We start from the raw sequence: 11108 nt of genomic DNA on the forward strand, positions 1-11108 counted from the left end.
AAATAAAGTAGGCTCGTTTTCACCCTGATCGGGCGGCCCTTTGCCGTCCTGGAATCACGAGAAAGGGGTGCACAAAGGCACCCCGCCTTGCGTAACGAGACCTGAGAGGACGATCCCCATGGCCCGATTCGAAGAACAGAAGCTCTACATCGGCGGTCGCTACGTCGAAGCCACCAGCGGCGCCACCTTCGAGACCATCAACCCCGCCAATGGCGAAGTCCTGGCCAACGTCCAGCGCGCCAGCAAGGACGACGTCGAGCGCGCCGTTGCCAGCGCCGTCGAGGGCCAGAAGGTCTGGGCCGCCATGACCGCCATGCAGCGTTCGCGCATCCTGCGTCGTGCCGTGGACATCCTCCGCGAGCGCAACGATGAGCTGGCCGCGCTGGAAACCCTCGACACCGGCAAGCCCCTGGCCGAGACCCAGGCGGTGGACATCGTCACCGGCGCCGACGTGATCGAGTACTACGCCGGCCTGATCCCCGCCCTGGAGGGCGAGCAGATCCCCCTGCGCGAGACCAGCTTCGTCTACACCCGCCGCGAGCCGCTCGGCGTGGTCGCCGGCATCGGCGCCTGGAACTACCCAATCCAGATCGCCATGTGGAAATCCGCCCCGGCCCTGGCCGCCGGCAACGCCATGATCTTCAAGCCCAGTGAAGTCACCCCGCTGACCGCCCTCAAGCTGGCCGAGATCTACACCGAAGCCGGCGTGCCGGACGGCGTGTTCAACGTGCTCACCGGCAGCGGCCGTGAAGTCGGCCAGTGGCTGACCGAGCACCCGCTGATCGAGAAGATCTCCTTCACCGGCGGTACCTCCACCGGCAAGAAGGTCATGGCCAGCGCCTCCAGCTCCTCGCTGAAGGAAGTGACCATGGAACTGGGCGGCAAGTCGCCGCTGATCATCTTCGACGACGCCGACCTCGACCGCGCCGCCGACATCGCCGTCATGGCCAACTTCTTCAGCTCCGGCCAGGTCTGCACCAACGGCACCCGCGTGTTCGTGCCCAAGTCCCTGGCTGCAGCCTTCGAAGCCAAGGTGGTCGAGCGCGTCAAGCGCATCCGCCTGGGCAACCCGGAGCAGGCCAGCACCAACTTCGGCCCGCTGACCAGCTTCGCCCACATGGAAAGCGTGCTCGGCTACATCGAGGCCGGCCGCAAGGAAGGCGCGCGCCTGGTGATCGGCGGTGAGCGCGTCACCGAAGGCGAGTTCGCCAAGGGCGCCTATGTGGCAGCCACCGTGTTCGCCGACTGCACCGACGACATGACCATCGTCCGCGAGGAAATCTTCGGCCCGGTGATGAGCATCCTCACCTACGAGACCGAAGACGAAGTGATCCGCCGCGCCAACGACACCGACTACGGCCTGGCCGCCGGCGTCGTCACCCGCGACCTGGCCCGCGCCCACCGCGTGATCCACAAGCTGGAAGCCGGCATCTGCTGGATCAACACCTGGGGCGAGTCCCCCGCCGAAATGCCGGTGGGTGGCTACAAGCAATCCGGCGTCGGCCGCGAGAACGGCATCACCACCCTGGCCCACTACACCCGCATCAAGTCCGTGCAGGTGGAGCTCGGCGACTACGCCTCGGTGTTCTGAGCCCAGCCCCCGCAAGCCTCAAGCGACTCGGCTGCAAGCCCGCGCGCCGCATACGGTGCGGCCCGGCGCTTGTAGCCCGCAGCCCATCCGGAGGATGACCCATGGAATTCGACTACATCATCGTCGGTGCCGGCTCGGCCGGTAACGTACTGGCCACCCGCCTGACCGAAGACGCCGACGTCAGCGTCCTGCTGCTGGAAGCCGGCGGCCCCGATTACCGCTTCGACTTCCGCACCCAGATGCCCGCCGCCCTCGCCTACCCGCTGCAGGGCCGCCGCTACAACTGGGCCTACGAGACCGACCCCGAGCCGTACATGAACAACCGCCGCATGGAATGCGGGCGCGGCAAGGGCCTGGGCGGCTCCTCGCTGATCAACGGCATGTGCTACATCCGCGGCAACGCCCTGGACTTCGACAGCTGGGCCAAGGCCCCGGGCCTGGAAGACTGGACCTACCTCGACTGCCTGCCCTACTTCCGCAAGGCCGAGACCCGCGACATCGGCCCCAACGACTACCACGGCGGCGACGGCCCGGTGAGCGTCACCACGCCGAAGAACGGCAACAACCCGCTGTTCCACGCCATGGTCGAGGCCGGCGTGCAGGCCGGCTACCCGCGTACAGATGACCTCAACGGCTACCAGCAGGAAGGCTTCGGCCCCATGGACCGCACCGTCACCCCGGAAGGCCGCCGTGCCGCCACCGGCCGTGGCTACCTGGACCAGGCGCGCAACCGCCCGAACCTGACCATCGTCACCCACGCCCTGACCGACCGCGTGCTGTTCAGCGGCAAGCGCGCCATCGGTGTCGACTACCTCAAGGGCGACAGCGACCAGCGCATCACCGCCCACGCCCGCCGTGAAGTGATCGTCTGCAGCGGCGCCATCGCCTCGCCGCAACTGCTGCAACGCTCCGGCGTCGGCCCCAGCGACCTGCTGCGCGGCCTCGACATACCGGTGGTGCATGACCTGCCCGGCGTCGGCGCCAACCTGCAGGACCACCTCGAGCTGTACCTGCAGTACGCCTGCAAGGAGCCGGTCTCCATCTACCCGGCCACCAAGTGGTGGAACCAGCCGGCCATCGGTGCCCAATGGCTGTTCCTCGGCAAGGGCCTGGGCGCCAGCAACCAGTTCGAGGCCGGTGGCTTCATCCGCACCCGCCCCGAGTTCGCCTGGCCCAACATCCAGTACCACTTCCTGCCGGTGGCGATTAACTACAACGGCAGCAAGGGCGTGCAGGAGCACGGCTTCCAGGCGCACATGGGTTCCATGCGCTCGCCGAGCCGCGGCCGCATCCACGTGAAGTCCCGCGACCCGCGCCAGCACCCGAGCATCCTGTTCAACTACATGTCCCACGAGCAGGACTGGCAGGAGTTCCGCGACGGCATCCGCATCACCCGCGAGATCATGGCCCAGCCGGCCCTCGACCCCTATCGCGGGCGCGAGCTGAGCCCGGGCGCGGACAAGCAGACCGATGCCGAGCTGGACGAATTCATCCGCAACCACGCCGAAACCGCGTTCCACCCCTCCTGCTCCTGCAAGATGGGCACCGACGACATGGCGGTGGTGGATGGCCAGGGCCGCGTGCACGGCATGGAAGGCCTGCGGGTGGTGGACGCGTCGATCATGCCGGAGATCATCACCGGCAACCTCAACGCCACCACCATCATGATGGCCGAGAAGATCGCCGACAAAATCCGCGGCCGCCAACCGCTGCCGCGCAGCACCGCCGCGTACTACGTGGCCGGCGACGCCCCCGTGCGCACCGAACCGCAGCGCAAGGCCAGCTGACCCCGACGCCCGCCACGGCACAGCCGTGGCGGGCAACGGATGACAGTCCTCTCCTACAGGCCTAAAGTCCCCGGGTCATCCTCTTGAGGATTCCCATGCCCGGCTCCCACCCCCTCGATCCCCGCACCGCCCGCCTGCTGCCCTGGCTCGTGGCCATCGCCTTCTTCATGCAGGCCCTGGACGGCACCATCCTCAACACCGCCCTGCCCACCATGGCCCGCGACCTCGCCGAGGACCCGCTGCGCATGCAGTCGGTGGTGATCGCCTACATGCTCACCGTGGCCCTGCTGATCCCCGCCTCCGGCTGGCTGGCGGACCGCTTCGGCACCCGCCGGGTGTTCCTCGGGGCGGTGCTGCTGTTCACCCTCGGGTCGCTGTTCTGCTCCCTCTCCACCACCCTCGGCCAACTGGTGGTGGCGCGGGTGGTGCAAGGCCTGGGCGGCGCATTGATGATGCCCGTGGGCCGGCTGATGGTGCTGCGCAGCTACCCGCGCACCGAGCTGGTGCGGATCATGAGCTTCGTCACCCTGCCCGGCCTGCTCGGCCCGCTGATCGGCCCGACCCTCGGCGGCTGGTTGGTGGAATACGCCACCTGGCACTGGATCTTCCTCATCAACCTGCCGGTGGGCCTGCTCGGCGCCTACGCCGCCGGGCGCTTCCTGCCCGACCTGCGCAGCAGCGGCCCGGTGCGCCTGGACCTGCGCGGCTTCCTGCTGTTCGGCACAGCGATGGTGCTGATCACCATCGCCCTGGAAGGCCTGGGCGAACTGCACCTGCCCCACGTACGGGTGATGCTCCTGCTGTTCGCCGGCATCGCCTGCCTGGCGGCCTACTGGCTGCACGCCATGCAGATCGAGCGGCCGCTGTTCCCGCCCTCGCTGTTCCGCACCCGCACCTTCGCCGCCGGCATCCTCGGCAACCTGTTCTCGCGCCTGGGCAGCGGCGCCCTGCCCTTCCTCACCCCGCTGCTGCTGCAGGTGGCGCTGGGCTTCAGCCCGGCCCAGGCGGGCATGACGCTGATCCCCCTGGCGCTCTCGGCCATGCTCGCCAAACCCCTGGCCAAGCCACTGCTGGACCGCCTCGGCTACCGCCGCCTGCTGCTGGGCAACACCGCCCTGCTCGGCGGCCTGATCGCCAGCCTGGCCCTGGTGGACGCCGGCACGCCCTACCCGGTGCTGCTGGCCCAGCTCGCCGCCCTCGGCGCGGTCAACTCGATGCAGTTCACCGCCATGAACACCGTGACCCTGCTGGACCTCGACGACCAGCAGGCCAGCAGCGGCAACAGCCTGCTCTCGGTGGTGATGCAGCTGTCCATGAGCCTCGGCGTCGCCGTGGCCGCCGCGTTGCTCGGCGGCTTCGGCAAGCCCGACGCCCAGAGCGTGCTGGAGGCCTTCCAGGCCACCTACCTGTGCGTCGGCGTGCTGACCCTGATGGCGGCGGCGATCTTCCTGCAGTTGCCCGCCGACAGTGGCCGCGCAGTCCGCCCGGTGGACGACGGCGGCCACTGAAACCCCGCCGCCGGTCGCCATCGGCCGGCGGTGATGACTCTTCATCCTGCTAAACTGCGCGCCCAGATGACCCACCAGGCCCCCTCCGTGAGCACCCTACCCTTCAGCAGCCTTCCCCTGTCCGCCGCCATGCAGGCCAACCTCGAGGCCCTCGGCTACCGGGAGACCACGCCCATCCAGGCCCTCGGCCTGCCCGTGATCCTCCAGGGCCGCGACCTCATCGCCCAGGCCAAGACCGGCAGCGGCAAGACCGCCGCCTTCGGCATCGGCCTGCTGGAAGGGCTCAACCCGCGCTTCTTCGGCTGCCAGGCCCTGGTGCTGTGCCCCACCCGCGAGCTGGCCGACCAGGTGGCCAAGGAACTGCGCCGGCTGGCCCGCGCGGCCGACAACATCAAGATCCTCACCCTGTGCGGCGGCATGCCGCTGGGCCCGCAGATCGGCTCCTTGGAGCACGGCGCGCACATCGTCGTCGGCACCCCGGGCCGTGTGCTGGAGCACCTGCGCCGGGGCAGCCTGGTGCTCGACGGCCTGCGCACCCTGGTGCTGGACGAGGCCGACCGCATGCTCGACATGGGCTTCATCGAGGCCATCGAGGAAGTCGTCAGCATGACCCCGGCCAAGCGCCAGACCCTGCTGTTCTCCGCCACCTACCCCGACGGCATCGGGCGCCTGGCCTCGCGCTTCCTGCGTGATCCGCAGCGGGTCGAGGTGGAGTCGCGGCACGACGACCAGCAGATCGAGCAACGCTTCTTCGAGATCGACCCGCGCCAGCGCTTCGAGGCCGTGGCCCACCTGCTCATGCACGTGCGCCCGCAGTCCTGCATCGCCTTCTGCCAGACCCGCCAGCAGTGCCAGGAACTGGTGGAACACCTGCAGTCCCTGCGCATTTCGGCACAGAGCCTGCACGGCGAAATGGAGCAGCGCGACCGCGACCAGGTGCTGACCCTGTTCGCCAACCGCAGCCTCTGCGTGCTGGTGGCCACCGACGTCGCCGCCCGTGGCCTGGACATCGCCGGGCTGGAAGCGGTGATCAACGTCGAGCTGTCCCGCGATGCCGAGGTGCACATCCACCGCGTCGGCCGCAGCGGCCGGGCCGGGGAAAAGGGCCTGGCCCTGAGCCTGGTGGCCCCGGCCGAGGCCAGCCGCGCCTCGGCCATCGAGGCCCTGCAACAGGCGCCGCTGAACTGGCAGCGCCTGGATGAACGGGTGGTGAAGAATCGCGAGCCGCTTCTGCCGCCTATGGCTACGCTGTGTATCAGTGGAGGGCGCAAGGACAAGGTTCGCCCCGGGGACATCCTCGGGGCACTCACCGGCGAGGCTGGAATTCCCGGTACGCAGGTGGGCAAGATAGCCATCTTCGACTTCCAGGCCTTCGTGGCCGTGGACAGGAGCATCGCCCGCCAGGCGCTCCAGCGTCTTGCGGAAGGCCGTATCAAGGGGCGTGCCTTCAAGGTGCGCCTCCTCTAGCGACACCCCGGAACGGATCGATCGAAACACAGCGCTGGCGACAACGTGCCCGTCGTCGAGGCAATGGAGCAAGTAGTGCGCAACATTCTGGTCATCGAAGACAGTCCGCTGGTCCTGAAGATCCTGGAGCACCTGTTCCGCCAGGAGCCGGACCTGCAGCCGCTGTTCTGCGCCAGCATGGCCGAGGCCGAGGTGCTGCTGGAAACCTCGGCCGCGCTGTTCTTCGGCGCCATCGTCGACCTCAACCTGCCTGACGCGCCGGATGGCGAGGTGGTCGACCTGGTGCTGCGCCACGCCGTGCCCTGCATCGTCCTCACCGGCTCCTACGATGAGCAGCGCCGCGACAGCCTGCTGCTCAAGGGCGTGGTGGACTACGTGCTCAAGGAAAGCCAGCACTCCTACGAGTACGCCTTCCGCCTGCTGCACCGCCTGGAGCGCAACCGTGGCGTGAAGATCCTCGTGGCCGAGGATTCCGACGCCACCCGCAAGTTCGTCCGCCGGGTGCTGACACCGCACCAGTACCAGGTGATCGAGGCCTGCGACGGCGACGAAGCCCTGCGCATCCTCCAGGAGCAGACCGACATCGACCTGCTGCTGGTGGACCACGGCATGCCCGGCATCAGCGGCTTCGAACTGGTGAAGACCCTGCGCCAGAAGATGCGCCGCAACGAGCTGATCATCCTCGGCCTGTCGGCCGACACCAAGGGCTCGCTCAGCGCCATGTTCATCAAGCACGGCGCCGACGACTTCCTGCGCAAGCCCTTCTGCACCGAGGAGCTGAACTGCCGGGTGATGTTCAGCCTGGAGCGCCGGGACATGCTCAAGGCCCTGCGCCAGGCCGCGCTGTACGACTCGCTCACCGAGCTGTTCAACCGCCGCGCGTTCTACGAGCAGTGCGCCGAACGCCTGCAGCAGGCCCGGCGCAACAGCCAGCCCATCAGCGTGGCGATGATCGACCTGGACTTCTTCAAGCGCATCAACGACGACTACGGCCACGCCAGCGGCGACACCGCCCTGGTGATGTTCGCCAAGGTGTTCCGCCACAGCTTCCCCGATGCCGTGCTGGGCCGCCTGGGTGGCGAGGAGTTCGCCCTGCTCAGCGACGCCGACGGGGCCACCGTGCAGGCCGCGCTGGACCAGCTGCGACGCAATTGCGCACGGCTGCGCTATGCCAACGAGGCACCGCCGCTGTCCTTCAGCGCCGGGGTCTACCACGGCGAGCCGGAGGAGCTGGAAGCGCTGCTGCAAAAGGCCGACCAGCGCCTCTACGAAGCCAAGAGCCAGGGGCGCGGGCGCACCCTGCTCTGACCCCCTCCACGCCCTTGCTGCACCAGGCGCTCAGAGCCCCTGCCCTTCGAGAATGCGCTGGTAGGTGCCGTCCTCGCGCATCCCTTGCAGGGCCCGGTTGAAGCGCTCCACCACCTCGCGGTGCTGGGGCAGGCTGCGCCGCACGAGGATCGCCAGGTTGTTCTCCGACAGTGGCTGCGGCAGGAACTCCAGCTCATCGCGGATGCCCTTGAGCTCGCGGCCGAAGTGATAGCGGGCCACCAGCTCGTCCTCCAGGGTCAGGTTCACCCGCCCCGCCGCCACCATCCGCGCGCCCATCTCGAAGCCCACCACCGGCACCCGTTTCAGGCGGGTGTCCTGGTCGAAGGCCGGCGAATAGGCGTAGCCGCGCACCACCGCCAGGCTGTAGGGCAGCAGGTCGTCCAGGTTCGTGTAGCGAAGGCCGCTGCCGCGTCGCTGCACGAAGCGGATGCGGTTGACCAGGTAGGGCTCGGAATAGAGGCCGTAGACGGCCCGGGCATCCTCGTACCAGGCGCTCACCACCACGTCGTAGTCACCGGTCTGCAAGCCCCGCAGCACCCGGGCCCAGGGCACCTCCACGTACTCCGTGGCGTAGCCGGCACGTTGCAGCGCGGTCTCCACCAGTTGCACGGCCACGCCATTGCCCGGCATGCGCGCATCGGTGAAGGGCGGCCAGACGTCGCCGACCAGCCGCAGCGGGTCCGCGCGCAGGCCGGCCGCACCCAGCAGCGAGAGCAGGAACAGCAAGCGAAGGATCTTGGTCATCGAAAGTCCCACTTCCTGGCAGGGACGGCAGCACGCCATTGAGCCGCCCTCTCAGGGTAGACCGACGCGGGCAGGTGCGCCGGCCAATCACCTGCCCCCGGCATGCCCACCGGCGCCAGCCGCTGCACAAACGCGGCATGTCGCTGTAACCCGCCTCGCCCGGGAAACATCCAAGCGGTAACCTCAGGCGTGCCGCTCCGTACGGCAGCCGTCCCGAATCGCCAGCTCACAAGGCCGCCATGCCCGCACCCTCGTTCAGCCACTCCCTGCGCCGCCTCTGGGCCCAGGACAAGTTCAGCTACAGCCTGCGCGTCTCCATCGCGCTGACCGGCAGCATGGCGCTGTGCTGGTCCCTGGACCGGATGGACGCCCTCATCCCGCTGTTCCTCGGCATCATCGCCAGCGCCCTGGCGGAAACTGACGACAGCTGGCAAGGACGTATCCAGGCGCTGCTGGTGACCCTGGGCTGCTTCAGCATCGCCTCCCTGTCGGTGGAGCTGCTGTTCCCCTACCCCTGGCTGTTCGTCGCCGCCCTGGCCCTGGCCAGCTTCGGCCTGACCATGCTCGGCGCCCTCGGCGAGCGCTACGCCACCATCGCCTCGGCGACGCTGATCCTGTCGATCTACAGCATGATCGGCGTCGACCAGCGCAACGGCGTGGCCGACGACCTCTGGCGCGAGCCGGCACTGCTGGTGAGCGGCGCCGCCTGGTACGGCCTGCTCTCGGTGCTCTGGCAGGCGCTGTTCACCCACCAGCCGGTGCAGCAGAGCCTGGCGCGGCTGTACCGCGAGCTGGGGCAGTACCTCAAGCTCAAGTCCAGCCTGTTCGAGCCCCTGCGCGAGCTGGACGTGGAGGCCAAGCGCCTGGAGCTGGCCCAGCAGAACGGCAAGGTGGTGAGCGCGCTCAACGCCGCCAAGGAAATCATCCTGCACCGGGTCGGCAACGCCCGGCCGCGGCCCAAGGTCAGCCGCTACCTGAAGCTGTACTTCCTGGCCCAGGACATCCACGAGCGCGCCAGTTCCTCCCACTACCCCTACAACCAGCTGGCCGAAGCCTTCTTCCACAGCGATGTGCTGTTCCGCTGCCAGCGCCTGCTGCGCCAGCAGGGCGGCGCCTGCCAGGCCCTGGGCCAGGCCATCCAGATGCGCCAGCCGTTCGAGTACCACGACGGCACCCAGGCCCTGCAGGACCTGCACCGCTCCCTGGAGCACCTGCGCATCCAGAGCAACCCGGCCTGGCGCGGCCTGCTGCGCTCGCTCAACGCCCTGGCCAGCAACCTCTCCACCCTGGACCGGCTGCTGACCGACGCCAGCAACCCCGACGCCCTCGCCGACGCCCAGGACAGCAGCCTGCTGGACCGCTCGCCCAAAGGGCTGAGGGACGTCTGGGAGCGCCTGAAGCAGAACTTCACCCCCACCTCGGTGGTGTTCCGCCATGCCCTGCGCATGGCCATCGCCCTGTCCGCCGGCTACGGCGTGCTGCACCTGATCCACCCGAGCCAGGGCTACTGGATCCTGCTGACCACGGTGTTCGTCTGCCAGCCCAACTTCGGCGCCACCCGGCGCAAGCTGGTGCAGCGGATCATCGGCACGGTGATCGGCCTGGCCCTGGGCTGGGCGCTATTCGACCTGTTCCCCAGCGCCCTGGTGCAATCGATGTTCGCCGTGGTGGCCGGGGTGATCTTCTTCACCAACCGCGCCACCCGCTACACCCTGGCGACGGCGGCGATCACCCTGATGGTGCTGTTCTGCTTCAACCAGATCGGCGACAGCTACGGCCTGTTCGTGCCGCGCCTGGTGGACACCCTGCTGGGCAGCCTGATCGCCGCCCTGGCGGTGATCTTCATCCTCCCCGACTGGCAGGGGCGCGGGCTGCACCGGGTGGTCTCCACCACCCTGGTCTACAACGCCCACTACCTGCGGCAGATCCTCCAGCAGTACGCCAGCGGCAAGCGCGACGACCTGGCCTACCGCCTGGCCCGGCGCAACGCCCACAACGCCGACGCGGCGCTGTCCACCACCCTGGCCAACATGCTCATGGAGCCCGGGCACTTCCGGAAGGATGCCGACATGGGCTTCCGCTTCCTCGTGCTGTCCCACACCCTGCTCAGCTACCTCTCCGCCCTGGGCGCCCACCGCAGTGCCGAGCCGCTGGTGCTGGAGCCGACCCTGGCCGATGCCGGCGAACGCATCGCCGCGACCCTGGAAGCCATCGCCGCCGCCATGGCCCAGCGCCAGCCGGTGGCCATCCACAGCGACAGCGAAGAGGCCCTGGCCAAGACGCTGGAGCAGCTGCCGGACGACATGGACGAGCGTGTACGCCTGGTGCAGACCGAACTGGCCCTGATCTGCCGCCAGCTCGGCGCATTGCGGACCTTGGCGGGGCATCTGGCGGGTGGGGAGAAGGCGGAGTAGCGGAGCGCACTCCCCTGAACCTGTGGGAGATTCCATGTCAATCCGCCGTAGCGACGCGAGGTCGATATGGCTTCTGACTTCTCATCACGGCAAAGGCGATCCTAGCCAGCTTGCGCGCCAGGATGACCAGCGCTTCGGTTCTCTTCAGGCCGCGTTGCAGGTAACCCTGGTAGCAGTCTTTCCAGGCGACGGTGCGGCTGGCTGCCATTGCTGCCGTATAGAGCAGCCGGCGGATTTCCGGATCGCCCTGCTTGGTCAGCTTCCGTCG

The 11108-nt window shown here is 68.5% G+C and carries 8 protein-coding genes; 6 read left to right on the top strand and 2 right to left on the bottom strand.

Annotation, left to right across the window (positions count from 1 at the left end; genetic code table 11):
• The first annotated feature begins 118 nt into the window (after positions 1 to 118).
• From betB to SZ55_RS17925, 5 genes are all read left to right on the top strand, one after another.
• Positions 119 to 1591: a betaine-aldehyde dehydrogenase gene (betB, locus tag SZ55_RS17905; protein WP_044409245.1), complete on the top strand. Its 1473-nt coding sequence runs from the start codon at positions 119 to 121 to the stop codon at positions 1589 to 1591.
• 101 nt (positions 1592 to 1692) lie between these two features.
• Positions 1693 to 3378, top strand: a complete 1686-nt coding sequence (gene betA / locus SZ55_RS17910) for a choline dehydrogenase (RefSeq protein WP_044409248.1) — start codon at positions 1693 to 1695, stop codon at positions 3376 to 3378.
• 95 nt (positions 3379 to 3473) lie between these two features.
• Positions 3474 to 4886 carry a multidrug transporter subunit MdtD gene (gene mdtD / locus SZ55_RS17915; RefSeq protein WP_044409251.1) on the top strand — a complete coding sequence of 471 codons (1413 nt, stop codon included), beginning with the start codon at positions 3474 to 3476 and terminating at the stop codon, positions 4884 to 4886.
• 66 nt (positions 4887 to 4952) lie between these two features.
• Positions 4953 to 6353, top strand: coding sequence for an ATP-dependent RNA helicase DbpA (gene dbpA / locus SZ55_RS17920; protein WP_301308360.1), 1401 nt, complete (start codon positions 4953 to 4955; stop codon positions 6351 to 6353).
• Between the two features lie 75 nt (positions 6354 to 6428).
• Positions 6429 to 7661, top strand: a complete 1233-nt coding sequence (locus tag SZ55_RS17925) for a GGDEF domain-containing response regulator (protein WP_044409253.1) — start codon at positions 6429 to 6431, stop codon at positions 7659 to 7661.
• A 30-nt stretch (positions 7662 to 7691) separates the two neighbouring features.
• Here SZ55_RS17925 and SZ55_RS17930 read toward each other — a convergent pair whose 3' ends face one another.
• Complete coding sequence (locus SZ55_RS17930) at positions 7692 to 8426, bottom strand: substrate-binding periplasmic protein (RefSeq protein WP_044409255.1); 735 nt, start codon at positions 8424 to 8426, stop codon at positions 7692 to 7694.
• A gap of 239 nt (positions 8427 to 8665) precedes the next feature.
• Between SZ55_RS17930 and yccS the strand changes: the two genes are divergently transcribed.
• A complete protein-coding gene (yccS, locus tag SZ55_RS17935; protein ID WP_044409258.1) occupies positions 8666 to 10840 on the top strand; it encodes a YccS family putative transporter in 2175 nt (724 codons plus the stop codon).
• Between the two features lie 37 nt (positions 10841 to 10877).
• Here the strand turns inward: yccS and SZ55_RS27550 are convergent.
• A partial coding sequence (locus SZ55_RS27550; RefSeq protein WP_152644471.1) for a transposase occupies positions 10878 to 11108 on the bottom strand: 231 nt, incomplete at its 5' end.

It is taken from the genome of Pseudomonas sp. FeS53a, from assembly GCF_000931385.1.
GTDB classification, from domain to species: domain Bacteria; phylum Pseudomonadota; class Gammaproteobacteria; order Pseudomonadales; family Pseudomonadaceae; genus Metapseudomonas; species Metapseudomonas otitidis.

What these genes read in the sequence shown, in the direction of transcription:
- betB (WP_044409245.1), top strand. Translation starts at nt 119, where the DNA reads ATGGCCCGATTCGAAGAACAGAAGCTCTACATCGGCGGTCGCTACGTC.
- betA (WP_044409248.1), top strand. Translation starts at nt 1,693, where the DNA reads ATGGAATTCGACTACATCATCGTCGGTGCCGGCTCGGCCGGTAACGTA.
- mdtD (WP_044409251.1), top strand. Translation starts at nt 3,474, where the DNA reads ATGCCCGGCTCCCACCCCCTCGATCCCCGCACCGCCCGCCTGCTGCCC.
- dbpA (WP_301308360.1), top strand. Translation starts at nt 4,953, where the DNA reads ATGACCCACCAGGCCCCCTCCGTGAGCACCCTACCCTTCAGCAGCCTT.
- SZ55_RS17930 (WP_044409255.1), bottom strand. Translation starts at nt 8,426, where the DNA reads ATGACCAAGATCCTTCGCTTGCTGTTCCTGCTCTCGCTGCTGGGTGCG.
- yccS (WP_044409258.1), top strand. Translation starts at nt 8,666, where the DNA reads ATGCCCGCACCCTCGTTCAGCCACTCCCTGCGCCGCCTCTGGGCCCAG.